This window comes from Sphingomonas sp. SUN039 (genome assembly GCF_024758725.1).
Classification (GTDB): domain Bacteria; phylum Pseudomonadota; class Alphaproteobacteria; order Sphingomonadales; family Sphingomonadaceae; genus Sphingomonas_O.
In genome coordinates this window covers 1,185,536-1,210,336 of sequence record NZ_CP096972.1, presented here as the reverse complement: position 1 = coordinate 1,210,336, position 24,801 = coordinate 1,185,536, and the positions used below count along the sequence as shown (strand labels likewise).

At 62.8% G+C, this 24,801-nt stretch carries 25 protein-coding genes; 13 read left to right on the top strand and 12 right to left on the bottom strand.

The annotated features are described in order from the left end of the window. Window positions 1-2: 2 nt before the first annotated feature. From M0209_RS05895 to M0209_RS05860, 8 genes are all read right to left on the bottom strand, one after another. Window positions 3-1,313, bottom strand: a complete 1,311-nt coding sequence (locus tag M0209_RS05895; protein ID WP_258887360.1) for an MFS transporter — start codon at window positions 1,311-1,313, stop codon at window positions 3-5. Between the two features lie 32 nt (window positions 1,314-1,345). Beyond that, the gene (locus tag M0209_RS05890; RefSeq protein ID WP_258887359.1) at window positions 1,346-2,203 is read right to left on the bottom strand and encodes an enoyl-CoA hydratase; all 858 of its coding nucleotides are present in this window, start codon (window positions 2,201-2,203) and stop codon (window positions 1,346-1,348) included. Then, window positions 2,200-3,867, bottom strand: coding sequence for an AMP-binding protein (locus tag M0209_RS05885; protein WP_258887358.1), 1,668 nt, complete (start codon window positions 3,865-3,867; stop codon window positions 2,200-2,202). Before M0209_RS05885 ends, M0209_RS05890 begins: the two co-directional genes overlap by 4 nt. Further along, a complete protein-coding gene (locus tag M0209_RS05880) occupies window positions 3,864-4,559 on the bottom strand; it encodes a hypothetical protein (protein WP_258887357.1) in 696 nt (231 codons plus the stop codon). Before M0209_RS05880 ends, M0209_RS05885 begins: the two co-directional genes overlap by 4 nt. Window positions 4,560-4,561: 2 nt before the next feature. Next, window positions 4,562-5,638 carry a Gfo/Idh/MocA family protein gene (locus M0209_RS05875; RefSeq protein WP_258887356.1) on the bottom strand — a complete coding sequence of 359 codons (1,077 nt, stop codon included), beginning with the start codon at window positions 5,636-5,638 and terminating at the stop codon, window positions 4,562-4,564. A gap of 2 nt (window positions 5,639-5,640) precedes the next feature. Further along, on the bottom strand, window positions 5,641-6,819 hold the full coding sequence (locus tag M0209_RS05870; protein ID WP_258887355.1) for an acyl-CoA dehydrogenase family protein: 1,179 nt from the start codon (window positions 6,817-6,819) through the stop codon (window positions 5,641-5,643). Window position 6,820: 1 nt separating this feature from the next. After that, the gene (locus tag M0209_RS05865) at window positions 6,821-7,792 is read right to left on the bottom strand and encodes an acyl-CoA dehydrogenase family protein (RefSeq protein ID WP_258887354.1); all 972 of its coding nucleotides are present in this window, start codon (window positions 7,790-7,792) and stop codon (window positions 6,821-6,823) included. 155 nt (window positions 7,793-7,947) lie between these two features. Continuing rightward, on the bottom strand, window positions 7,948-8,823 hold the full coding sequence (locus tag M0209_RS05860; RefSeq protein ID WP_258889578.1) for an SMP-30/gluconolactonase/LRE family protein: 876 nt from the start codon (window positions 8,821-8,823) through the stop codon (window positions 7,948-7,950). Window positions 8,824-8,891: 68 nt separating this feature from the next. Here M0209_RS05860 and M0209_RS05855 point away from each other — a divergent pair, with 68 nt between their 5' ends. From M0209_RS05855 to M0209_RS05825, 7 genes are all read left to right on the top strand, one after another. Further along, entirely contained in the window at window positions 8,892-9,863 is a 972-nt protein-coding gene (locus M0209_RS05855) for a phosphotransferase family protein (RefSeq protein WP_258887353.1), read from the top strand. A gap of 26 nt (window positions 9,864-9,889) precedes the next feature. After that, entirely contained in the window at window positions 9,890-11,071 is a 1,182-nt protein-coding gene (locus M0209_RS05850; RefSeq protein WP_258887352.1) for a hypothetical protein, read from the top strand. 9 nt (window positions 11,072-11,080) lie between these two features. Further along, window positions 11,081-12,133: a cyclase family protein gene (locus tag M0209_RS05845; protein ID WP_258887351.1), complete on the top strand. Its 1,053-nt coding sequence runs from the start codon at window positions 11,081-11,083 to the stop codon at window positions 12,131-12,133. A gap of 86 nt (window positions 12,134-12,219) precedes the next feature. After that, on the top strand, window positions 12,220-13,965 hold the full coding sequence (locus M0209_RS05840; RefSeq protein ID WP_258887350.1) for an amidohydrolase family protein: 1,746 nt from the start codon (window positions 12,220-12,222) through the stop codon (window positions 13,963-13,965). A gap of 2 nt (window positions 13,966-13,967) precedes the next feature. Next, window positions 13,968-14,609, top strand: coding sequence for a TetR/AcrR family transcriptional regulator (locus tag M0209_RS05835; RefSeq protein ID WP_258887349.1), 642 nt, complete (start codon window positions 13,968-13,970; stop codon window positions 14,607-14,609). Further along, on the top strand, window positions 14,606-14,968 hold the full coding sequence (locus M0209_RS05830; RefSeq protein WP_258887348.1) for a nuclear transport factor 2 family protein: 363 nt from the start codon (window positions 14,606-14,608) through the stop codon (window positions 14,966-14,968). The genes M0209_RS05835 and M0209_RS05830 overlap by 4 nt, the downstream gene beginning before the upstream one ends. 141 nt (window positions 14,969-15,109) lie before the next feature. After that, on the top strand, window positions 15,110-15,466 hold the full coding sequence (locus M0209_RS05825) for a hypothetical protein (RefSeq protein WP_258887347.1): 357 nt from the start codon (window positions 15,110-15,112) through the stop codon (window positions 15,464-15,466). A 267-nt stretch (window positions 15,467-15,733) separates the two neighbouring features. Here the strand turns inward: M0209_RS05825 and M0209_RS05820 are convergent, their stop codons facing one another. The 3 genes from M0209_RS05820 to M0209_RS05810 are packed head-to-tail and all read right to left on the bottom strand — an operon-like array spanning window position 15,734 to window position 17,774. Next, window positions 15,734-16,735, bottom strand: a complete 1,002-nt coding sequence (locus M0209_RS05820) for an NAD-dependent epimerase/dehydratase family protein (RefSeq protein WP_258887346.1) — start codon at window positions 16,733-16,735, stop codon at window positions 15,734-15,736. Next, on the bottom strand, window positions 16,732-17,160 hold the full coding sequence (locus M0209_RS05815; RefSeq protein WP_258887345.1) for a nuclear transport factor 2 family protein: 429 nt from the start codon (window positions 17,158-17,160) through the stop codon (window positions 16,732-16,734). Before M0209_RS05815 ends, M0209_RS05820 begins: the two co-directional genes overlap by 4 nt. Further along, window positions 17,160-17,774 carry a TetR/AcrR family transcriptional regulator gene (locus M0209_RS05810; protein WP_258887344.1) on the bottom strand — a complete coding sequence of 205 codons (615 nt, stop codon included), beginning with the start codon at window positions 17,772-17,774 and terminating at the stop codon, window positions 17,160-17,162. The genes M0209_RS05815 and M0209_RS05810 overlap by 1 nt, the downstream gene beginning before the upstream one ends. Window positions 17,775-17,857: 83 nt before the next feature. Between M0209_RS05810 and M0209_RS05805 the strand changes: the two genes are divergently transcribed. From M0209_RS05805 to M0209_RS05780, 6 genes are read left to right on the top strand one after another with little or no spacing between them, the layout of a single operon-like run. Continuing rightward, window positions 17,858-19,645 (top strand): NAD(P)/FAD-dependent oxidoreductase, encoded by a 1,788-nt coding sequence (locus M0209_RS05805; protein ID WP_258887343.1) that lies wholly within the window; start codon window positions 17,858-17,860, stop codon window positions 19,643-19,645. After that, window positions 19,642-20,409: an SDR family NAD(P)-dependent oxidoreductase gene (locus M0209_RS05800; RefSeq protein WP_258887342.1), complete on the top strand. Its 768-nt coding sequence runs from the start codon at window positions 19,642-19,644 to the stop codon at window positions 20,407-20,409. The genes M0209_RS05805 and M0209_RS05800 overlap by 4 nt, the downstream gene beginning before the upstream one ends. Window positions 20,410-20,435: 26 nt before the next feature. After that, window positions 20,436-20,897 carry a hypothetical protein gene (locus M0209_RS05795; RefSeq protein ID WP_258887341.1) on the top strand — a complete coding sequence of 154 codons (462 nt, stop codon included), beginning with the start codon at window positions 20,436-20,438 and terminating at the stop codon, window positions 20,895-20,897. Continuing rightward, on the top strand, window positions 20,894-22,000 hold the full coding sequence (locus M0209_RS05790; RefSeq protein ID WP_258887340.1) for an alpha/beta hydrolase fold domain-containing protein: 1,107 nt from the start codon (window positions 20,894-20,896) through the stop codon (window positions 21,998-22,000). The genes M0209_RS05795 and M0209_RS05790 overlap by 4 nt, the downstream gene beginning before the upstream one ends. 51 nt (window positions 22,001-22,051) lie before the next feature. Continuing rightward, on the top strand, window positions 22,052-22,876 hold the full coding sequence (locus tag M0209_RS05785) for an SDR family NAD(P)-dependent oxidoreductase (protein ID WP_258887339.1): 825 nt from the start codon (window positions 22,052-22,054) through the stop codon (window positions 22,874-22,876). Window positions 22,877-22,904: 28 nt separating this feature from the next. Next, the gene (locus M0209_RS05780) at window positions 22,905-23,744 is read left to right on the top strand and encodes an SGNH/GDSL hydrolase family protein (protein ID WP_258887338.1); all 840 of its coding nucleotides are present in this window, start codon (window positions 22,905-22,907) and stop codon (window positions 23,742-23,744) included. A gap of 27 nt (window positions 23,745-23,771) precedes the next feature. On the opposite strand, the gene M0209_RS05775 is transcribed toward M0209_RS05780, so the two are convergent. Continuing rightward, window positions 23,772-24,800: an acyl-CoA dehydrogenase family protein gene (locus tag M0209_RS05775; protein WP_258887337.1), complete on the bottom strand. Its 1,029-nt coding sequence runs from the start codon at window positions 24,798-24,800 to the stop codon at window positions 23,772-23,774. Between the last annotated feature and the right edge of the window lies 1 nt (window position 24,801).

Sequence of the window (24,801 nt, the reverse complement as noted above, 5' to 3'; positions counted from 1 at the left end):
GCTTAGAACGAGACCGCGCCAAGTGCACGGCAATAAGGCTTGCGCGCGAGCGACAGCAGCAGTGCCGAAACCGGCGCAGCGATCGCGATGGTCAGGGCGATCGATTTGCCGAGCGCGGCGTCGTTGCCGAACAAGTGATCGGTAAAGCCTGCTACCAATGTCGGTCCGATGCCAATGCCGATCAAGCTGAGGCAGAACAGGTAGATCGCCGAAACCTGTCCGCGCATCTGGTTGGGGGTGACTTCCTGGAGCGCCGCCACCGCGCCGCCCCAGGGGATGGCGCAGCCGAACAGGAACATGGTGAACAGGAAGAGTGCCAGCGTGGGTGTTCCGGCAAATGTCGCCGCAATTCCCGACGGCATGGCGACCGCGATCGCGATCAGTCCAACGATGATGTTCGCATCGAGCCTGCCGTGCTGGCGCAGACGCGTTGCGATCCAGCCGCCGAGATTGATCCCGCCGACTCCGCCGCCGATCGTGATCAGACCATAGGGCAGGCTGACCTGGCTCGCTGTCCAGCCGAAGTGGCGGATGAAATAGGTTGGAATCCACGCGATCGCGCCGTTCCACATGATCCCACTCACGGCATAGCCGATGATGAGGAGCCCATAGGCGCCCCGCCATGTCGATAGATGCCCGCGGACCTCGCTGAAATTGGGATGCGCCCCGACCTTGAGCCCCGTTCGCCGTGGCTCTCGCACCGTGGCGACCAGTAGGGCCACGAGCAGTCCGGGCAGCCCGACGACAATGAATATCGCCTGCCATGGCTGCAACGTTCCGACCCCAGGCAGATTGAGTGGCGGCATCAGTGCGATCAGCGCTCCGCCCGCCATCGTGGCGATGCCGCCGCCGATATAGGCGGCACTGGTGTACAGGCTCAGCGCTCGCGGCCGTTGATGCGGCGGAAAATAGTCGCTGATCATCGAATAAGCACCGGGCGAGAGCGCCGCCTCGCCCACGCCGACGCCCATGCGCGCCACGAACAGGTGGACGAAATTCTGCGCGACGCCGCACAGCGATGTCATCACGCTCCAGACGGCGATACCGATAGCGATAATCGTGGTGCGCTTTTTGCGGTCGACCATCATCCCGATGGGAATGCCGAGAACCGAGTAGAACAGCGCGAAGGCGAGACCATGGAGCAGGCTCAGCTGAAAATCGCTGATGCCGAGCGTAGCCCGGATCGGCCCGACCATCAGCGTCAGAATCTGGCGGTCGATGAACGAAAATGTGTAGGCAAGGATCAGGACGGCAACGACATACCAGGCGTATGGACCGCTATTGGGTTGGGCCGTCGTGGCTGTCTCTGACATGCGCGCGTTCATCCGTTCCCCCCCGGTCGATTCTACGCGGGCTTCTTCGGCACCGTGGCGAGCGCGGGGGTATTGGTCGGGTCCATGCCCCAGCCGAACAGCCGGAAATTCTGGGTATGGCCGAGGTGATGGAGGTAGAACGCCGCGTCGATCGCGTTCATCTGCCCCTGGATATCGAGCGTCTTGTTGACCGCCTCTTTGGCGAGCTTGAGTGCAAAACTCGGCTTGGTCGCGATCTTTTGGGCCATCGCGAGTGTAAAGTCGGCGAGGTCGTCGAGCTCGACGACATGGTTGACCATGCCCAGCCGGTGCGCTTCGTCGGCTGACCAGCTGTCCGAGGTGAACAGAAATTCCTTGGCTTTACGAGGCCCGAGTTCCCAGGGGTGCCCGAGCCATTCGACGCTTGGCATGCCGAAAGTAGCGACGGGATCGGAAAAGACCGCATTCTTGGAGGCAATGATGATGTCGCAGACCCAGGCAAAGATCAGTGCCCCGGCAATGCACTTGCCCTGCACGGCACAAATCGTCGGCTTGGAAATATTGCGCCAGCGTCGCGCCGATTCGAGATAGCCCTCTTTTTCGGCGGCATACCAGCCGTGCGTTTCGGGCTCATTGAAGCCGCTCCAGCCGCTGACGCGCGGGCTGCGCTCTTGCATGTCGGCCTGGTACATTTCCACTGTCTCGGTGATGTCATGCCCGGCTGAGAAATTGCGCCCGTCGGCGGCCAGGATGATCACCTTGACGCTGTCATCGGCAAGCGCCCGGTCGAACGCATCGTTGACCGCGAATATCATCTTCGGGTTGATCGCATTGTGCTTGTCGGCGCGGGCGAGCACGATGCGTGCGACGCCGGGCGCTGGGTCTTCGTAGCGAACGAGCGTTTCAGTCATGCATTCGGTCCTTGAGAGAGTTCGCGGGCGCGGGTTCGTAAAACGTCCTTTTTGACCTTGCCCGAAGGAACGCGGGGCAGGTCGTCGACGAGCACCAGATGTTCGGGGAATTTCTGGCGGGCAAGCCCCGCGCTGTCGAGGAAAGTCTTGATGCCGGGCAGGTCGATCGCGTGGTCGGGGCGACAGATAATGAAGGCGCAACCCTTTTCGCCCGTCGCTGCACTCGGCATGGCGACAATCGCCACTTCTGCTATAGCCGGATGCGTGCCGAGCACGTCCTCGACTTCCTTCGGGCTGATGTTTTCGCCCGAGCGGATGATGATGTCCTTTTTGCGCCCGGTAATGACAAGGTAGTCGCCGTGGACCACGCGCCCAAGGTCGCCCATCCGGAAGAACCCGTCGTCGTCGAAATTGCCGTCGTTGTCGGCGGGATCGAGATAGCCCGCGAACAACCCCGGACCACGCGCAAGGATTTCGCCTTCTTCCCCCGCAGGCACCGGGGTGTCATCGGCATCGACGAGCCTGACTTCGGCCGGGTAACGGACAAGCCCATCGGTTTCGGCCCCCATGTCGGCCTGCGACCGGTTCTGGATGCCGAGCGTCACGCACGTCATTTCGGTCGATCCATAGGCGCGAAAGAACAGGCAGCCGGGGAACGTGTCGCTGGCTTCGCGGATCAGGCTGGGCGATACTGTCGTGCCGCCGCAAAAGAACAGCCGCAGCGAGGCGAGTGCGTCGGGCCGGTCGCGGGCAAGATCGAGGAATTGCTGCAGGAAGGGTGTCGCGCCGCCGCTGACCGTGCAGCGGTTGTCGACAATGCAGCGGATGCCGTCTTCGGCGTTCCACACATCGATCAGGACGCTCGCGCAACCGCGCACCCAGGGCATGTCGAACGCCCAGAAAGCGCCGGTGATGTGGGTGACGGGCGACGGCATGAACACGGTATCGCCGGGACCGATTCCCCAGGCCTCGCCCATTGCCCGAACCCGGTTATCGAAGCTGTAGTGGGTGTGGAGCACGCCCTTGGGTCGGCCCGTTGTCCCTGAGGTGTACATCGCCATCATCACCGATGCGGGGTCAATGATGGGCAGATCGGCGTCGTCGATTGGCGGGTGCGACAGCGCTGTATGCCAGTCCTGCGTTCCCTTGGTCTGCACGATGTCGCCCCGCACCACGACGACGTCGCGCAGATCGGGCAGGGCGGCGCGAAGCCCCGCGATCGTCGCCACATGGTCGTGCTTGCGGAAAACTTCCGGTACGAAGATCATCTTCGCGCGGCAATTGCCGAGGATGTAGCCAAGCTCGCTTTCTCGATAGATTGGCGGGATCGGGTTGATGATAAGCCCCGACATCCGCGCCGCCAGCGCAATGATCGCAGTCTCGGTCCAGTTGGGCAGTTGCAGAGAGACGACGTCGCCCGGTTTCAGCCCGCGCGTGCGAAAGAAGGCGGCAAGGCGCAGCGCACGGTCCCAAGCCTCGGCGCGGGTCAGCCGCGTCTCGCCTTCGACCAGTAGGACCCGGTCGGGGGCGTCGGCAACCGCCGCTTGCGCCGCATCGACAAGCGTTGCGTCGCGCCAATGTCCTTCGGCGCGGTATCGCGCGATTGCCGCTGCCGATGAGCGGACCGACAGGCCGCTCGGGTCCTTGCGCATGGTCCAGCTCATGCCGGTTCCGTCAGCCTTTCGACATCGGCCTTGGTGGTCCTGGCCCCCAGCGGCCGAAAGACAATGGCCATCCAGCGCGCGGGGTCGGCATAGGGCAGGGCGGCGAGTTTATCAGCCAGCGCGGCCAGTCCCGCCGCCTCGTCATGCAATTCGATCAAAATGCCATGCGGATATTTGCGGCAATTGCCCCTGATCTGTTCATCGGCGAGCGTGAGATATTCGGCTGAAATGACGCCGGGCTGGTCGGCAAGCGTCATAAGGCCGCCCGCAAGCAATGCCTGGGCAAATGCGTCTCCGGCGCCGTCGGCAGCATTATAGAGCCCGAAAATCACGGTCTGGCGCGACCCGCTGTCGGTCGCGATTCGCGCCGCGCTGCGGATCTCGGCACGCCGCCACATCGTCGGCGGCTGAACCGTGTCCATGTTGATCGCCGGGCTGATCGGCATGGTGTCGGTGCCCTTGATTTTTGCGAGCTCGGCGAGCGAAAACGCCGGGTCGTCGAGCTCCCAGATCATCATGTAGTCATGGACACCCGATGGCCATGGCCCTTCGGTCCGGCGAAATCGCTGGCCGGACAGGATGCCGGGCGTCTCGACGCCATGGATAAGATGGTCGCCGCCGTACCAGTGGTTGAATTCGGTTTCCATGCCGGGGGTCGGATTCGAGAGGACGAGCTGAAGCGCGTTGGCCATGGTCAGACAATCTCCAGTGAGATGACCCGGCCCTGATCAGAAGACACATCAATGGCATCAAGAAGGCGGGTCAGTCGTACAGCGCGGTCGAAATCGGGCACCGTCCGCGTGCCGGTCGATATATCGTTTGCAAATCGGGCCCATAGCTCGGCGACATTGGTCGATGGCGTGCGCACGCCGGCCACCACGGGGGCGGGCTGCGGCGCTGCAGGGGGCGACGTCGTCACGGTCAGCTCGGCGACCTGATAACCGCCGGGATGATCGCCGGTAATTTTCACGCTTCCCTTGTCGCCGCGCAGGTCAAACTGGAAGGGCACATCGGTGACCCCGCCAATGATTTCCATCGACGACACACAACCGCTGGCGTGCTGGCCGAAGACGAGCAGATGATCGGCACAGGTGCGGGCCACGCTCTCCTGGGTGCCCATGATCGTCATCGTGTCGGTCAGAATGCTCGCGCGCGCACCGACTTCGGCATAGCTGCCGATGACGGCCTCGATCGCGGCGAGCGTGTGGCCGCCGGCGATCGTGGACAGGGTCGCGCCGTTCGCCTTGTCCTGCAAATAGGCATAGTTGGCGGGCGATGCTGCACCCCATCCGGCAGTGGGGGAGACCACCCGCAACGAAAGCGGCCGCCCGATCACACCCTCACCTAGCAGCGCTGCGGCATGTCGCACCGCCCAGGCATTGGCGCCCTGCAACCCGATGGCGACATGGACACCGGCGGCGCGCGCGGCGTCGGCCATCTCCTGCGTCTCGGCGAGATCGCGACCGAGCGGCCATTCGCAATAAACATGCTTGCCCGCAGCTATGGCGGCCATGACGATGGCGCGGTGCTCGGGCACCTTGACGGTGACGGCAACGATATCGATCTGCGGGTCGTGCGCGAGCGCGTGGGAATCGTCATAGGCGCTGGCCGCCCCGAACAGGGTGGCGGCCTGATCGGCAATTGTCTGGGTCCGCGCCGAAACGGCAGCGATCTCAAGATCGGGGATGGCCCGGATGGCGCGGAGGTGGGCGTCACGCGCCCAGCCGCGTTCGGCGTTTGCGCCGACAATACCGATCCGCAAGCGTGCCATGCCTAGCGCGCCCGGGGTAAATGTAGCACGCGGTCGGCGATGTTCTCGCGCTGGATTTCGTTGGTGCCGCCCGAAATCGAAAAGACCCAGCTCCAAAGATAATCATAGGTCCAGGGATGGGCACTTCGGTCGCCGTCGAACTCGAGGAAATCCCATCCCATCATATCGCCGACCAGCTCGCTCAGCGCCTTGTGTGCGGAGGTGACGAGCAGCTTCATCATCGAACCTTTCGGCCCCGGCTGGCCCGTGCGGTCGGTTTCGGCGATGTCGGCGAGCGTCATCGCGCGGATCGCCAGCGCATCGGCCTTGAGCGCGGCAAGCTTCTGCCGGATGCTGCTGTCGTCGATAGCGAGCGTGCCGTCCTCGAGACGGAGCTTGCCGGCCATATCGGTCGCGCGTCCGACGCGCTCGTAGAGTTCGAGCTGATCGCCGATGAAGCCCAGTCCCCGCTCCAGCGACAAGGTCGCCAATGCCGAGGCCCAACCGCCATCGATTTCGCCAACGACGTTCGACTTGGGAATTCGCACATCGTCGTAAAAGACCATGTTGATGTGCTCGTCGTTGAGCATGGTGCGGATCGGTTTGATGTCGATCCCGGGCGACTTCATGTCGCAGATAATCCAGGTCAGGCCCTTGTGGCGGTGCGACTCGGGATCGGTGCGGACAAGCAGTTCCTGGTAATCGGCGTGCTGCGCGTCGGTCGTCCACATTTTGGCCCCGGACACCACGATGTCATCGCCATCGATCGTACCGCGCGCTTTCAGCGAGGCGAGGTCGGATCCGGCATTCGGTTCCGAAAATCCCTGGCACCACAGCGCGTCGCCGGACAGTATCCTGGGCAAGTGAAACGCCTTTTGCTCTTCGGTGCCGCGCATGATCAGCGTCGGCCCGGCGTGCATCAGCGCGACATAGGTCGTGTTGATGTAATGCGGCGCACGGGCGCGGGCCATTTCCTCATACCAGATGACCTGCTGCAGCCCGGTCAGGCCCAGCCCGCCGTACTCTTTGGGCCAGGCGACGCCTGCCCAGCCATGCTCGTACAGCTTGCGCTGCCAGTCGCGGTCGTATTGCGCCGAGGTATGTCCGTTGGCGGGGCGACGCTTTGTCGGCACATTGGCGGCGAGCCACGCCCGCGCCTGCTGGCGGAAGTCGCGATCGCTCGCGGAATATTGCAGGTCCATGTCAGTCTTCTACCTCGGCGTGGAGCAAACGCCCGAGCACTTCGCGGCGCCCGCCGAACAGACGGGCAAGGACAAGCGCATGTTTCAAATACAAATGCGCGTGATGCTCGTCGGTCACGCCGATGCCGCCGTGCAGCTGGATATTGGTGTCGGCATTGGCCAGCGCCGCCTGGTTGGCGAGATATTTGGCGGCGTCGAGGTGGACGCCGGCGTCGCCACGCCCTTCCTTCATCGCTGTTGCCGCAAACCAGAGCTGCGCGCGTGCCGCTTCGAGCCGCACGGCCATGTCGGCGCAGGGATGGCGCACCGCCTGCCATGACCCGATTTTCTTACCGAAGGTCTCGCGCACCTTGGCATAATCGACGATCTGGTCGAGCGATGCCTCGGCAATCCCCACCAACATCGCTGCCGTTCCGAGCTGACCGAGATTCCATGCACGGTCGCCCGTTTCGGAAGATGCGACTGTCGGCACCCTGTCCGAAACACGTATCGAGGTTGCCGGATCGAGCGAGGCGCGCGGTTCGCTTGCGCTATTTTTAAACGTGTACAGGTCCGAACGATCTCGTCCGAGCTGCAGCATGAATGCAGCATTTTCCGAGCCAAAAATGCGGAGGCCCGTTCCGTCCCCGACCGCCAGCGCGACCCCCACATCGCCGCTGACGATCGAGCTCCGCAGGGCGTTGTCGTCGACAATTGTTGCGGCCAGGCATTGCGCGAGAACATCGACCGGACCGCACTGCCGCCCGACTTCGCGGAAGAACAGCGCGTGTTCGACCGCCGACAGCCCGCTGCCGCCAGCGTGTCCGGGCAGCGCCAGCGCGAACCAGCCCATTGACCCCAGCGAATGGCGCAGATCGGCACTCATATCGGCGCAAGCCGCCCCATGCAGCCGCTCGATCGACATCGCTTCGGCAAGAAACCCTGCCGCCGCCTGTGCGATTTCGAGCTCGTCGCCGTCAGGCGCAAGATACATTGCAGCCCTCCCAACTCTTCGATCGCGCGCCAGGCATCCTCATTGTCTCCGGTGCGTTCATAGCCGTTCTTATCCGGCTGTTAAAAAGAAATGCAACAGGGGAATAGCATTAACTTGCCGAGTCTTCGCGGAAAATATTGCACTCGACGGCGGTTTCATCCGGCGAAATGGGCTTCGGCAACCCCCTTGACGCCGGGGCTGAGCGAAAACAGTCCGCCATTCGCTGCCGATCCCGGCCCGTCGGGGCCGATACGCATCTGCGTCGAAGTGACGAACAGTGTCTCCATGCTGCGGCCCCCGAATGCCGGCTTGGTCGGGTTCGCGCAGGGCAGGGTAATTTCTCGGTCGAGCGCGCCGTCGGGCAAGTAGCGGCGGATGACGCCCCTGGCGACGACGGCCAGCCAGTAGCCCCCTTCGGCATCGACCGTGGCACCATCGATATGGCCGTCCCCCGAGGGCAGCGACAGAAAGATGCGCTCGTTCGACAACGCTCCCGATCTCGGATCGATATCGAATGCTTTGACGGTACGTTGCGGGGTGCTGGCCGCGAACATCGTGCGACCGTCAGCGCTGAAAGCCAGACCATTGGCGACTGCAATGCCCTCGATAACCGGCGTGAGAACTTGGTTGTCCAGCCGGAAAAATGCGCCGCCCGCAGCGCTGCGGTCCGCCGGAAAACGATGATCGAACGCGCCCACCCAAAACCGGCCGTGCCGGTCGCAGTGACATTCGTGCAGCGTCACATGCGCCGGAAGCGGCGACGCCGCGCGTAACGTCACCGTGCCGCGGACGGCATCGAAATCATAGATACCGTCTGCAAGCGCGACGACCAAACCGCCGTCGGCCTTGGTCGCGAGGCCCCCGATGCGCTGGGGCATCGGCCAGCGGTTGAGCGCCTGCGTCGACGGCACCCAGCGAAGGATTTCAGCCGGGTGCTCGCAATTGACCCACCACAGGGCTTGGGCATCAACCGACCAGACCGGCGACTCGCCCAGATAATTGTCGGCATCGAGAACACATGTCGCTTGCATCACGACGCAATCATTGTCGCTTGCGCGCGCTAATGCAATGCACGATGTTCAATCGCGAGAGGATGGGCATGCGCGATTTGGATTTGATTCGGGACGGGTTGACGCGCGTCCTGCCTGACGGCGGCGGCATTACGGGCATCCGAGCGTTTTCGACGGGCCATTCGAACGAGACCTATCTGGTCGAAGGACTTGATCAGATATTGCGACTGCCCGCGTCGGCCGAGCCGCTGATGCCTGGCAGTCATGACGTCCTTGCCCAGGCACGCATCTATGGAGCGGCGGCAGCGCAGGGTTTGCCGGTTCCGGCAATTCTCTGGACGGGCGAAGATACCGCCGTCCTCGGCGATCCCTTCTTCGTGATGGCGCGCGTCGCCGGCGAGGAGGTCAACGACTATCAACCCCAGGCCAGTTTCGCCGATGCTTCGCCCGAAGCGCGCGCGGCGATGTGTGAAACATGGATGAACCTTTTTTGCGGCCTGGCCCGCAGCGCACCGCTCGACGTTCTGGGAGCGACGATCGGCCCGGAGGATCAGGCGCGGCGCTGGCAGGACATGGCATGCGCGGCACATTGTCCCGAACTGGTCGCGCAGATCGACCGCCTGCTTGCTGTGCCTGCACCACGGTCGGGGCCGGTTGCTGTCGTCCATGGCGACCCCAAACTGGCCAATCTGATGTGGGACGCGGGCGCGTTGACCGCCGTGCTCGACTGGGAACTGGCCTATAATGGCGACCCGCTTGCCGACCTCGGCTATATCCTGTTCTTCTTTGCGTCGGACAACCATCCGGCCAATCGCGCTTGCGGCTACCCCGGTATGTGGACCCGCGACCGGATTATTGCGAACTGGACTGCCAAGACCGGGCGTCCCACCGCCGGAATCGAATGGCACGAAATTGCCGCTGTCGCGAAAATGTCCGCGATCATCGCCTATGGCCATTACCTCTATACCAGCGGGAAAAGCGCCGATGCGCGCTTCCTCCAGTGGAAAGTGCCGCTCGACCGCAATCTCGTGCTGATCGACACGCTCCTCACCCACCTCTGAGCCGGCTGGCCAAGGAGACTTCCATCATGGTTCCCACGATTTCGGCCCTGATCGGTGCCGACGAATTCTTTAACCACCAGGTCGTCAACACGCACGCGAGTGTCGGGACCGGCGACCGGAGCTGGACCGAAAAGATCTGGTTCACGCTGATGCGCAAAGATGCGGCGTTGCAGGCCAGCTTCGGGCTCGGCAAATACACAAACCGCAACGTCATGGACGGCTTTGCCGGCATCCAGCGCGGCACGACGCAGCGCACAGTCCGCGCCAGCCGCGTTCTCTTGCCGCAGATCGACGAGATGGTGGTGGGGCCGCTGTGCTATGAAGTGATCGAGCCGTTCCGCAAGCTCAGGATCGCCGTCGCCGAAAACAGCGCTCAGCCGTTCCGCTACGACCTGATTTTCACCTCCGACTTGCCCGCCTTTTTCGAAAACCGCGATATCGTGCTCGCGGGCGGTCGCACCGCATCCGATGTCATCCGCTATCATCAGGGCGGCACGGTCGAAGGCTGGATCGAGATCGAGGGCGAACGCATCACCGTCGAGCCCGGCGACTGGTACGGGTTCCGCGACCACAGCTGGGGCATTCGCGAACATGTGGGTCTCGATCCGACAGACCTCGTTCCCGGCAATCTGGTACCGACCTCGGCGAGCAAGGCGGGCAGCAATTATCATTTCAACTGGCTGGTGTCGCAAATCGTGCGTCCCGACGGTAGCCGCTACGAGCTCGCTTATTATTTCCGCGATTTCGGCGGCGACGGTCCGCCACAATTTCTCAGCGGTTTCATCAACGAGGCCGACGGGCAACAGACGCCGATCCTCCATCTTTATCCTGAAATGACCTATCGCACGATCGACATGGCCGCGATTCAGGGGCGTATCCATGTGTTCGTGGCGGGCAAGGGCAGGGAGGTGATCGAACGCATTTTCGAGATCGAGGCGATCGACAGTGAAATGGGCTTCCGCCTGCTTCCCGGTATGTACGGCGCGTGGAAAGGTCAGCTTCACGGCAGCTTCAAGGGCGAGGACTTCCTCGACGGCGAAAGCATCGACGATGTCAACCACCCCGACAAAACGACCGAGAACTACCGTTGGCAAATCCGCGACCGGCCGGTGCGAATACGCGAGGGCGAGAACAAGGGCTATGGCGATATGGAAAGCATCATTCTCGGCAACTATCCCGGCGTGACGTTCGCCGAAGGCAGAGGCTAGAGCGAACTTATGACCGCATCGCCGACCGATCGTTGGACTGCCAGACCCGAAGGGTCAAACTGGGGCGACTTCGGTCCTGACGACCAGATCGGGCGCCTCAATCTGATCACCCCCGAACGGCGTCGTGCCGCCGCGGCCGAAGTGCGCGAGGGGATTGCGTTCTGCCTGTCGCTACCGCTCGACTGCCCGCGTCATGTCGAACTCCACCCGCGCCGCAAGTCGCCCGAGATCGGCTATTTCCTGCGCGGCGACGACCCGACAATGAATTATCCGATGGCACGCGTGACGCCGGGGCAGGACGATGTCGTGTGCGACGACAAGGCGCTGATCTCGCTCCAGTTCTCGACGCAATGGGACAGCCTGTGCCACATCGGCGCGCTGCACGACGGACATGGCGACGGCACCCGCGACGTCACTTACTATAATGGCTATCGCGCGCCCGACCATATCTGCGGCCCGGTCGATTATCTCCACGGCAAGGCCGCTCTCCCGGCGCCTTATGGGGCCCGCGCGCTGGGGATCGAAACAATGGCGGCCACAGCGTTACAGGCACGTGGCGTGATGATCGACCTGTTCAGCCATGTCGGGTTGGAGCGGGTCGCCGTCGGCTACGACCGGCTGATGTCGATCCTCGAGGCCGACGCGATCGAGGTGGAGACCGGTGACGTGCTTTGCTTCCGCACCGGCTTTGACCGTGCCTTGCTCGCGCGCTACGGCGATCCTCGCGCGTCGTTCGAGCAGCACCGGTGCGCCGGACTCGACGGGGCCGATGAGCGTCTGCAGCGCTGGATCGACGATTCGGGTGTCGCTGCGCTGGTTTCGGATAATGAGGCGGTCGAAGTCCTTCCGCCGACAAGCGTGCCCGACGGACACGGCACGCATATTCCGCTTCATCATCTTTGCCTGTTCAAGCTCGGCATCCCGCTGGGCGAGTTGTTCCTGCTGTCCGATCTTGCCGACTGGCTCCGCGCGCATGGTCGCGCACGCTTCCTGTTCACCGCGCCGCCGTTGCGCTTGCCGGGGGCGGTCGGGTCGCCCGTAACCGGTGTCGGCACCGTCTAGCACGTCAACTTTACAGTCCATTCCGTTATCGTTACACCCTGTCACAGTAGCGAGCGAGACTCGCGCGGCGGCAGAGGATAACGGCCATGGAAATCCGGATTTTGATCAAGGGCGGCACTGTCGTCGATGGATCGGGCGCACCTGCCTATCCGGCCGACGTGCGCGTCGCGCGCGGCAAGATCGTCGAGATCGGCAAGGGGCTGGTCGCATCCAAAGGCGAGCGCACGGTCGATGCGACCGGTTGTTTTGTCACGCCCGGCCTCATCGAAACCCATAATCACTGGGACGGGGGCGTCTGGTGGTCGCCCAACCTCGATCCATTGCCCGGCTATGGCGCGACGACGTCGATCAACGGCAATTGCGGCTTCTCGATGGCCCCCGCGCCGCAGAGCGCCGAGGGCAAGCAGGACGTCATCGACATCTTCAATTACTTCGAGGACATCCCCGAAGAACCGATGCGCGAAATCGTGCCATGGGACTGGACCAAGTGGAGCGAATACAAGGCATCGATGCAGCGCAACGTGCGTGTTCCGATGAATTTCTGCGCGTTTTGCGGTCACATTCCGCTGCGCCTGTCGGTGATGGGACAGGACGCCTGGACGCGGGCGGCGACATCGGCCGAAATCGCGGCGATGTGCGATTTGCTTGACGATGCGCTTGCGGCAGGCGCAATGGGCCTTTCGTCGAACTATCTCGACTATGACAAGTTTGAACGGCCGCTGCCGTCGCAGCTTGCCGACGATGCCGAATTTGCCGCCCTGCTTGGCGTGATCGGGCGCTATCCCGGCGCCACCTTCCAGGTCATTCTGGACTATTTCATGCGGATGTCTGCCAACGACATGCTCGAACGCTTCGGGCGTCTCGCCAAGGATGCCGGCATCCGGATGCAATGGGCAGGGATGCCGACACTCGAATATATGGCCCCGCAACTGCCGCGCGCCGAGGCACTGCACGCGAAGTTCAAGGCGGAAGGGTTGGAGATTTACACCAGCTTCAACGTGCTGTCGCCGACCTCGGTGATCAATTTTGGACGGACTCTGGTCTTTGGCCAGAACGGCAATCCGGTGTGGCAGGAGCTCGTCAACACGCCGGGCTGGGACGCGAAGGTGGTCATGCTCAACGATCCCGTGTGGCGGGACCGCGCCCGTGAATCATGGAACAACCAGTTCGCGCACAGCTATCTGCATGTGCCTTCCGCCCTGTTTTTGCGCGAAAGCGAATCTGGCTATGGCCCCATCGGCGTCACGCTCGCCGATGTGATGGCCGAAACCGGCACGGCGCATGCGTCGGACGCGCTGGCGGACTGGGTGCTCAACAACGGGCAGGAATCGGTTATCCTCAAAAAATCGTGGGAAAAAAGCGAGCCGATTCTCGAAAAGCTGCTCGAAGACTCGCATTCTCTCGCCAACGTCAGCGACGCGGGAGCGCACGGGAAGCTGTTCTGCGGCGCGGGCTATAATGTCTTTCTGCTCACCGACTATGTGCGTGACCGCAAGATCATCTCGATCGAGCAGGGCGTGCACATGCTCACGGGGCGGCTTGCGGACTTTTTCGGCCTGCACGACCGTGGCGTGCTCGAGGTCGGCAAGGCCGCCGATATCACGGTGTTCGACCTCGACGAAATCGAGATGCGGCCCGAGATCAAGACCTGGGACGTGTGGGACGGCACCGGCGGGCGCACCTATCGCTACACGCGCGATCCCGCGCCGATGCGGCTGACCCTGGTGAATGGCGAGCCCACGTTCGACCGGGGCGAGTTCACCGGGCGTTATCCCGGCCAATTCATCGGGCCGGTGGCGGCGGTCGAGGCGTATGCCCTCGCGGCGGAATAAATATGTTCGACTTGTCTCAGGAAACGCAGGTCACGGGGCTGGCGGCATTCCATCGACAGCGCAAGGCCGACAGCCGCGAGCGTCTGCTCGCTGCTGCGGTCGAGCAGTTCGGTCGGTCGGGCTACTCGCCGGTGTCGGTCGAGGACATTGCGACCGTCGCCGGGGTCAGCCGAATGACCTTCTATCGCCACTTCCGGGGCAAGGCCGACATCGCGACCGCGCTGTTCGACCGCAACGTCGTCGAGGCGGGGCCGGACCTTCTACGCGTGCGCGAGATCGACTGGCGGTCGCGTGGCGCTGTACACGGCTGGCTCGAACGGTTGTTCGCTGCCGATCACGCCAACCGCATGCTGCTGCGTGTCTTTGTCGAGGCTGCTGCCATTGAGCCCGAATTTACCAGGCAGGCGCATGCCCAAATCGATGCCTGGATCGCAGAGATAGGCGAGGCAATTCCGGCGTTTGCGCTCGACGGTTCCAACGCTGGGGACCGCCGTCGCTGGCTCGAGGCGTGGTTGTTGGTTTACGAAATCCTCGACCAGAGCAACCATGCCGCGCTCGATTCCGGCATCGCCCGCGATCCGTTGATGCTCGACGTCCTCGCAGACCGGTTTCTTGCTTTTGTTGTTCCTGGAATGCCCGCATGACCGAGACGAACGTGATCGACCGTATGTACGCCGCGCTGGTGGCAGGCGATGTTGCGGGAGCGTGCGACTGCTACGCAGCAGATGCGGTTATCTGGCACGGCTTCGACCGCCTTGAAATGACCCGCGATGAAGCCGCGCAAAGCTGGGCCGCCATGACCGCCCATTTTCCCGAGCGCCGCATTTCCGACGTGCGCCGCCAGGCAACTTCCGCCGGCTATGTCCAGCAACTCAACTGGCACGCGCGCACGCACGAAGGGAAATGGATGGGCTGGCCGGTATGCATCGTGGTCGATATCCGCGACGGGCTGATCGCGCGAATCGACGAATATATCGATCGGGCAGGGTGGTTCGAGGGGTAAGGGGTCCGGCTACATTGGCCGAGCTGTACGGCATTGAGCGCGCTTGCGGGGGCTAAGGACCGTATCGGAGGTTCCTCAAATCTGACGATTATTCGTGTAGTTCAGGGGCGCGCGGGATAGCCTAAAACCCACTCATTTTCCATGCATCAGAACGTCGCTCGCATTCACCGGGGAGGTGATGCGATCAATCAAGAAAGTCAGTCAATGCGTAATTCGCTGTTCGCCATATGGATAGGAATCGGCTTCGACGCCTTAAAGCTCGGCATGGACGCGAACAGCGTCATCGGTCTTCGGCTCGCAAAAATCGCGACGGGCGGCGTTGCCGGAACCGAAGAAGCGCGTTTGATGGTTGCCGAGAAAATGCAAGCGGCGGCACAGTTGCAAACCGCGTTCCTGACGGGCAGGCTCGGGATTACGCCTGTGGCCGTGGCGCAAACAACGCTTCGGTACTGTTCGAAAATGGTGGTGGCAAACCAGCGCCGGTTGCGAATCGGTTAGCCATCGCCACCCTGCTTGCGATTCTTGGCCTGCCCAAGTCAGCCGAAGGTGCAGGTCGAGTCTCGGCTGGGACAAGAGTCCTTTATTCCAGTGTCGGTCCATCAAAGCGCTGGTCAGCACTGCGCCAAGTGCTGGTAGTCGGGTGACTCTTTCAGCGCGCTTCAAGACAGACATTGCTCGCCGCGTAGGGTGTGCCTGTGTGCCTGTGTGCCTGTGTTTTGGGACGCCCGATGCCAGAAAACGTTGCATCGTCATGCGATGGTCTGACTAATTTATTTCGGCATCGTGCGCCGCGAACCAGTTCACCGCGTCGCGCACGGTCTCGCTAATCGGTCGCGGCGCCCAGCCGAGTTCGCGGCGCGCTTTGCTGCTGTCCATTCCCCGGAAGACCTTCGACAGGAAAATTGCGTCGGTACTGACGACATAATCCTTGCGACGCAGGAGTTTCATTGCCCGCTCGACGCCCCACGCGATTGCATGGGCGGTGCGATAGGAGATCAGCATAGGCGCGGCGGTGCCGCGATCCACCGTGGCAAGCGCATGGAATGCGCGCGCACCGATGAACTCATTGGCGATGATGTAGCGCTGGCCGGTTCTGCCGCGCGTTTCCGCCGCAACTGCAGCTTCGGCGACGTCGCGGATGTCGACCGTCGGCTGGGCCACATCGAGGGCAACTTTGGCTTTGCCTTGAGCGATCTGCCACAGCTGGCCGTTGTGCGGTGTCGGCTGATAATCCTGCGGACCATAGGTGTTGGCAACGCAGAGCGCGACGCCCGGTAAGCCCTTTTGACGACAGTATTCGAAAAAGCGGTTTTCGGCTTCGAGGCGCGCCCTGATGTAGGGCGGGGCGCGGTCGAGCCAGTTGAACGGAATGTCTTCGGTCACTGGTCCATCGGGGTTGAGTCCCAATGTTCCCATGGTGCTGGTGAAAACGAAGCGGTTCACGCCACAAGCGAGCGCGGCGTCCATGGCATGGACCAGGCCGTCGACATTGTTCCGGAAGATCGGCGTCTGGTCGGTAAGCCAGAAGCGCGGATCGACGACGCTGTGAAAAACAGTGGCGCATCCCTGCATCGCTGCCTGCAACGATGCCGGATCGAGCACATCGCCGTAAACGATCTCGATCGGCAGATTGTGCAGGGCCGCTTGGCTGCTGGACTTCCGGAGCAGAACACGGACCTTGCGGCCCCGCGCCGTCAGAAGTCGGACGATATGGCTGCCGACAAATCCGCTCGCCCCGGTGACAAGTGCGAGACTTTCGCCCTTCACGCCGCCTCCGCTTCTTTGAAATCAATGAACAGTCGAGCGAGTTTACTTGCCGCAATCCGCCAGGTGCCGTCGCGCTTTACATAGGTTTCGGTGTAGTGGCCGTAGCCGGTCAGGCTGGGGCCAGCGCCGAGGACGACGCGGTCCTGCATCGCGCAGATCCCATGCGCAATATTACGATCGATGCTGATTTCCGGTGCGTGTACATGGTGCACTGTCCGCGCCGCTTCGATGAACGCCCGAACCGAGGCGAGTGCTTCATCGCGCCCGGCGATAGGCGGCGGGCCGCCTGCTTCGGACGTGTCGAGCGCGAAATCCTCAGTGAACAAGTTCGACCACGCGTCCCACTGCTTTGTGCCGAGCAAGCCGCAGTAGCGTGCCTTGAGTTCGCAGATCGCAATACGATCGGCGAGGGTCTCGATCGTCATTACCCAACCCCGTCCAATTGTTTGATCGCTGTTTCTGGTGCCGTGGCGCCATCGGCAATCTTTTGCGTCGTCTCAGACAGCCAGCGCAACGTGGCCTCCTCAAAATCATGGACAGGTCGCGTCGGCAGGATCTGACGCGCCACCATGTAGCCGACCCAAAGCAGGTTTAGCTGGCCAGCACGCGCCAAGGCATCAGCGCCCCCGAGCCATTCGGCTAACGGCTTAATAATCTTATCATGAAGCAGGTCAGCGCACAGCGCGCGCGCGGCTGGATCTGCTGTCGCCAGAATCATCATCGCGACCGGGTTGGGTAGCGTCTCTGCATTGAGGAGGAGCCTGACCGAACGGGCGCCGAAGTCCCCCCGGTTTCCCTCGAAGAAGACGTCGATGATCAGGAACTCCTCGACAGCTGCACGAAGCAGTCCTTCCTTCGACCCGAAATAGCGGCGCACCAGCGCCGAGTTTACGCCTGCTAAGGCTGCGACCTCGCGAACGCCTGTGGTCGTATATCCTTGGGCGGCGAACAGCTCCTGAGCTGCACGCAAGATACTCTGCGCCGTGCGCGCGGCGTCGCGTATTCTGGGCTGCTCGTTAATGTTATTGCCAACGTTCATTGTCGTTTACATAGGATGTGCAGGCTGTTACGTCCAGTAAGTACACAGTCGTAGACTAACGGCGAAGCGAGGATCTGAAAGCCATGTCGGACACTGAATCGGCGCGCGCGTCGCTCGACTCGATCAAGGCCAAATATAGCGCCGAACGCGAGAAGCGGCTTCGGTCTGATGGTGCCGACCAGTATCGCGACCTGACCGGCCTGTTCGAAGAGTTCGACCGCGATCCCTATGCCGATCCGGATTTCCAGCGCGATCCTGTCACAGCTGACACGGAAGTCGCGATTATCGGCGGCGGTCTCGGCGGCTTGTTGGCCGCTGCCCGTCTGGCGCAGCGCGGCATTACCGATGTGCGCGTGATCGACAAGGCGGGAGATTTCGGCGGCACGTGGTACTGGAATCGCTACCCGGGCGCGGCGTGCGACATCGAATCCTACATCTACATGCCGATGCTCGAAGAGACGGGGTACATTCCGACCGAGAAATACGCCAAGGCCCCCGAAATCTTTGCCCACTGCCAGCGCATCGCCAAGCAATATGACCTTTATTCCGGAGCGCTGTTCCAGACGCTGGTTCAGGAGGTCCGGTGGCAGGACGACACCGGGCGCTGGGACATTTCGACGAACCGCGGCGACAAGCTTCACGCGCGCTTCCTGATCATTGCGGGGGGCATCTTGCACAAGGCCAAGTTGCCCGGAATTCCAGGCGTCGAGACGTTCAAGGGCAAGAGCTTTCACACCAGCCGCTGGGACTATGGCTACACCGGCGGCAGCCCGACGGAACCGATGGCGAAACTCGCGGACAAGCGGGTCGCGCTGATCGGGACGGGTGCCACATCGGTGCAGGTGATGCCGCGCGTGGCGGAACAGGCCGCACATCTTTTCGTGGTGCAGCGCACACCTTCCACGGTGGGCGAGCGTGCCAACCGGCCGACAGATCCCGACTGGGCGACATCGCTCCAGCCGGGCTGGCAAACCGATCGGATGGAGAACTTCACCCGGATCGTCGCAGGGCAGGAGGCGGGGGCTGACCTTGTCGACGACGGCTTCTCGCGGATTTTCGGGCGCAATCCCAAGGCACTGCAGATTTCGACCGAGGAAGAGGAACTGATCGATCTCGCGGCGATGGAAGAGGTTCGCGCGCGGATCGAATCCATCGTCACTGATCGGGCAACGGCCGAAGCGCTAAAGCCCTGGTATAACCAGATGTGCAAGCGGCCCTGCTTCCACGACGATTATCTGCCCGCTTTCAATCGACCCAACGTCACGCTGGTCGACACTGGCGGAAAGGGTGTCGAACGCATCACCGAGGATGCGCTCGTCGTGGATGGTGTGTCTTACCCCGTCGATTGCATCATCTATGGCTCGGGGTTCGAGGTCGGCACGGGATATAAAAGCCGGTTGGGGTTCGAAATCTACGGTCGCGGCGGTGTCAGCTTGACCGATGCCTGGGCCGGGGGACCCGCCACCCTGCACGGAATGCTCGCCCGAGGATTTCCCAATCTGATGATCTTCGACCAGCTCCAGGGCGGCGTCGCGATCAATTTCGCGCATCTGATGACCGAGCTCGCCAATCACGCGAGCTGGCTGATCGCGCAGTGCATCGAGCGGGGAATTGGGGAATTCGAACCCACCGCCGAGGCACAGGAGGCGTGGTTCCATACCCTGCTCGGCAAGATCGGCGCGCAGGCCATGTTCTTCGCGCAGTGTACCCCGGGCTATTTCAACGCCGAAGGGCGCATGGACCCGTCGGCGATACGCCAGATCCCCTATTTCGGCCCGCTGCTCGATTTCATCCAGATCCTGCGTGACTGGCGAGCCGACGGGACGCTCGCAGGCGTCGAGACCCACGCCACCCACAAGGCGACCGCATGATGACGACGGCACATGGAGAGTTTCTGGGCAAGGTCGTCGTCGTGACCGGCGCAGCATCGGGCCTGGGCCGCGCGACCGCGCTGGCGTTTGCGCGCGAAGGGGCCAGGGTCGTCGTGGCGGATATCGATGCGGCCGGACTTGAACAGACCGCCGACGCGGTTCGTGCGGGCGGCGGCGAAGCGCTGAGCGTCCGCACCGACATCAGCGATGCCGACGCCTGTATCGCGCTGCCCGGCAAAGCCGTCGCAGCTTACGGACAACTCGACGTGCTGTGCAACGTCGCGGGCGCATTCCGCTTCGATCGGGCGACAGACATCACACCGGCGGGCTGGGACAGAATCCACGGCGTGAACGTGCGCGGTCCGTTTTTTATCATGCAGGCTGCACTGCCCTATCTGGTCGAAAGCGCGGGGAGCATCGTCAATGTCGCCTCGGCATCGGCATTTCTAGGACACGCCTATCTGACGCATTATGCGTCGAGCAAGGCGGCGCTCGTCAATCTGACAAAGTCTCTGGCGATGGAATATATGAACACGCCGGTGCGGATTAACGCGGTCGCGCCCGGCGGCATCAACACGGCGATGACAGCATCGTCCGTCATGCCCGAAGGCATCGAGGTCCCGCTGCTCATGCGCTACGTCCCGTTGCGCGGCTCATCCGACCCCGAGGATCTCACCGACTTGATCCTGATGCTCGCCGGACCGCGCGGCAAACCGTTCCACGGGGCCTGCATCAACGCGGACCGCGGCATAACTGCCGGATAATCACCTTCCTACGGAGACATATTGCCATGCCGCATAGCAAGCTCGAAGACCTGCCAAGTGGTGGCGACCGTTGGCCCGCCATCGGTCGCGAAGGATTCCGGTCGACCCAGTGGGGCGACATGGAAGTCGGCCTGACGACCGTTCACGCGCCGCTCGACTGCACCGAGCAGTACAAGTTCGGCGGTTTGCCCGGTGGCGTCTGCCCCTGCCCGCATTACGGCTATGTGTTCGAGGGACGCCTTCGCGCCCAATATCCCGGATCGGACTGGCCTGAGGAAGTCATCGAAGCGGGCGAGGCCTATTTCATCCCGTCAGGTCACGTGCTGATCTACGACGAGCCGAGCCGGGTTTTGGAATTCAACCCCGCAGCGGCCTTGCAGACATGCATGGATGCCATCTCGAAGGCGATCGAGAAAATGACGGCGGCGGGTATCGCCGCAGCGCCGGCGCCTGCCGAGACGCAGGGCAGTGCTGACACCTCATCATGAATATGAATCGGCATGGCGCGCTGACTGCCTGTGTCGCAGCACTGACCATTGGCACGGCAATTCGGGCATCGGCGCAGGACACGGCTGCCAGGCGCCCGACATTTGCCAAGGACGGGACGGTTCACGTTCCCGCGTTCGACCTGCCGCCATCTGCGTTCTCGAGCAAGCAAGCCGCTGACGCGCTCAAGGCAAGAGCCGACGTCCCGCCCTTCGACATCCCGCCGAACATCGACATCAAAATGATGCGAATGGGGATGGAGGCCGTGCTGAATCCGGCCGTGAAGCTGATGCAGGCGCGCTATCCCGCCGATGTTACGCAGCAGCTCATTGCGGGCGTGCCAACCCGGATCGTCCTGCCGAAAGGGATGAAGACCAGCAGCAACCGCGTGCTCATCAATCTGCACGGCGGCGGCTTTTCGATGTGTGCAGACGCCTGCGCGCTTCTCGAATCGCTGCCGATCGCAGCCGTAGGGGGCTATAAGGTCATCAGCGTCAATTACCGCCAGGGCCCGGAAGCGAAGTTCCCGGCCGCGAGCGAAGACGTGGCGGCGGTTTACCGCGAACTTCTGAAAACCTACAAGCCGTCGCAAATCGGTATCTATGGATGCTCGGCAGGCGGCGCGCTGTCGGGGCAGGTTGCCGCCTGGCTTCCAGCGCATGGCTTGCCGGTGCCTGGCGCGATCGGCATCTTCGGGTCGGGCGCGGCTAGGTTTGCCACCGGCGATTCCGCCTATCTGTCCGGCTATATCGACGGCTCGTTTCCAGCGCCGGCCCCCGCCGGAACCAACCCGCCGCCATCGGCGCTGATGAAGACGATGATGTCGTACTTTGAAGGTGTCGATTCCAACGACCCGCTGGTTTCACCCGCAGGGCATCTCGACGTGCTGGCCAAATTCCCGCCGACGTTAGTCATTACCGGTACGCGTGCGCCCGACATGAGCCCGGCAATCTACACCCACTCGCAACTGATCAAGGCAGGCGTGCCGGGCGATTTGATTGTGGGGGAGGGACTTGGACACTGCTATATTTATCAAGCCGATCTGCCGGAGGCGCAGGACGCCTATGCCGCGATTGCCAAGTTCTTTCGCGCGAATCTGCATTGAGGATGCGACAGCAAGCTTCGCCCACGCTCTCGCAGAGACTAAGGTGACATCGTGAACGAACAGGTAGACGAGGTTGCTATCGTCACCGGTGCTACGGGCGGGATGGGTGCGGCAATCGCCACGGCGTTTGCCCGCGACGGTCGGTCCTTGGTCCTCTGCGACCTGCACGCCGAGCCGCTCGAAACCTTGGCTGCGTCGCTTCGCGCGCATGCGCCCGTAGCGTGCCTCGCGGCCGACGTTACCGATCCGGAATATCCGTCTCTAATCGTCAAGGCCCTCGACGGCCGAAAGATTGCGGCCTTGGCCCATGCCGCAGGCGTCTCGCCGTCAATGGCCGACGCTCGGCGGGTGTTTGCAATCAACTACACGGCAACGACGGCACTCGTGCAAGCCTTGTTGCCGCATATGGCAAAGGGCGGGACGGCGGTGCTGATCGCGTCCAACTCGGGGCAGATCATGGGCCATCCCATTTTCGACCGCGCGGTACGGCAGGTGATGGACGGTCGATGGTCGATGCTCGGCGGTCTGGCCTTGCGCAATTCGCGCACCGCCTATCCGTTGTCGAAGCGGGCCGTGCAGTTTTACGCACAAAAAATGTCCCCGGCGTTTGGCAAAGCCGGCGCACGGATCGTATCGCTCTCGCCGGGTATTATCGACACTGCGATGGGGCGGCTGGAGAATGACGCCGGGCCGGAGATGCAGCGCATGATCGACGTCACGCCGCTCGGTCGCCAGGGCCGCCCCGAGGAGATTGCTTCGGTCGTAGCCTTTCTTGTTTCGCCGGCCGCAAGCTACATCACGGGAACCGATATTCTGGTCGATGGCGGCACAGTTGCCGGCATTGAGGATATCGGCGGCGTGCTGAAGCTGCGATGATGTCCTTGTGAACCTCCGGCGCATTCTTATGTGGCTGCTGCTGTTCCTCGCAGGTGTCGTTTTTTTGGGCGGTGCTTCCCTCGTGAAACAGATGCGTACGCCGCCTGTCACCAATTCCGCTTACGTGGCGCTCGGCAGCTCCTATGCCGCTGGTTTGGGGTTGGGTCCGCGCGCGCCGGGCAGCCCGATCGTCTCGGGGCGCACAGTGAACGGCTATCCGCAGCAACTGGCCCGCTTGCTCAAGGTGCCGAGCTTCTCCGACATGTCGTCATCGGGATCGACCGTTCAACACGTGCTACACGGTGGCCAAATGCTGCTGGGTCCCCAGATCGATGCGCTCGGTCCTGACACGCGGCTCGTAACGTTGACGGCTGGAGGCAACGATGTTGGATATGTCGGCGATCTGACGGCGATGGCTTACGCCAACCGGGGCGGAGTTGTCGGCGTTTTAGTCGGCGTGTTCTGGAAGGGAGCCAAACCCTTGGCTGAGCGCAAGTTTTCCGAACTTGAGAGTAATTTGACGGCAACCTTGGCGGAAATCCGCAAGCGCTCTCCTCGCGCACGGATCGTAGTTGTCACCTATCCGACGATCCTGCCCGACAGCGGGACCTGCGCCACACTCGGCATTTCAAAAGAGCAGGCGGACCTGATGCGTGCCGTGGGTGTGAAGCTTGCCGAAGCGACCCGAACGGCGGCGATCAAAGCCGGCGTCATCACCGTTGACATGGCAAGCCGGTCGCAGGGCCATGACGCGTGCAGCAGCGACCCCTGGGTCAACGGGTTTCGCCCGAAGGCCGGCGCCGATTTTCATCCGACGCTGGCGGGCGCGCGGGCTACCGCACAGGCTGTAGCGGCGACAATCCGCTAGGCCCCGGCCATTCGCTGACTCAAGAATTTATGCCAGTTCGCTGGCAAAGGTTGCGTCGGGTCCTGTCCGCAAGGTCTTTACGCGTTCCACCACCGTCTCACGGTGCGCGGCAGCTGTGCCCCAGGCATAATTCAGCGCCATTGCGCGCTTGAGAAAGAAGTGGAGATCCACTTCCCATGTCATCCCCATCGCGCCGTGCGCCTGCACCGCCATGCGGGCTGCGACATCGGCGGCTTCGCCCGCAGCGATCTTGGCATGGGCGACGCGCGCGCGCGCCGCCAGGGTGCCGAGCGGCAGTTCGGCGGCAGCGGCGTGAACAACCGGCTTCGCGAACTCGACCTTGACCTGTGCCGAGGCAATCATGTGCTTGACGGCCTGCGTGCTGCCGATTGCTTTGCCGAATTGCTGGCGGTCCTTGGCATAGGCGACTGCCATGTTGATGCAGCGCTGGGCGAGCCCGACCATCTGTGCAGCGGCAAGCAACGCGCCGCGATCGGCCGTATCGCCCCAGCCGCTGCCGACCTTAGTGGCGGGCGAGGGTGTCCATTCGACCGCATACAGACGACGGAACGGATCGAAGCTCTCGGTGCGCGTCAGCGCAACGGCGCCGCGCTCGACGAGGTGGAGGTCCTCCCCGTCTCCCAGCAGTAAGGCATCGGCGGTGTCGGCGTCGGCAACAAGCGGATTGACCGGGTGACCGATGGCGACGACCGCGCCTGCCATTGCCCGTTCGAGCCAGCCGCGCGTTTCGTCGAGCCGCGACAGCAGGGGCAGCGTAACACCTGCCAGCTCGATGAGGGGCTCGGGCAGGGCGACATAGCCTGCTGCTTCGGCGATGCCTATAAAATCGACAAGCGTCATGCCCATACCGCCCGCGTTCTCGGGCGCGAGCATCCCGATCAGGCCCATCTCGTTGATCGTCGACCAGCGCGCGTCGTCGCGGGGCTCATCACTTTCGAGCAGACGGCGCAGATCTGCGGGCTGACAACTATCGACCAGCATCTCGCGAGCGGCCTGGGTCAGTGCCAGCTGGTCGTCGGTAAAGGCGAATTCCATG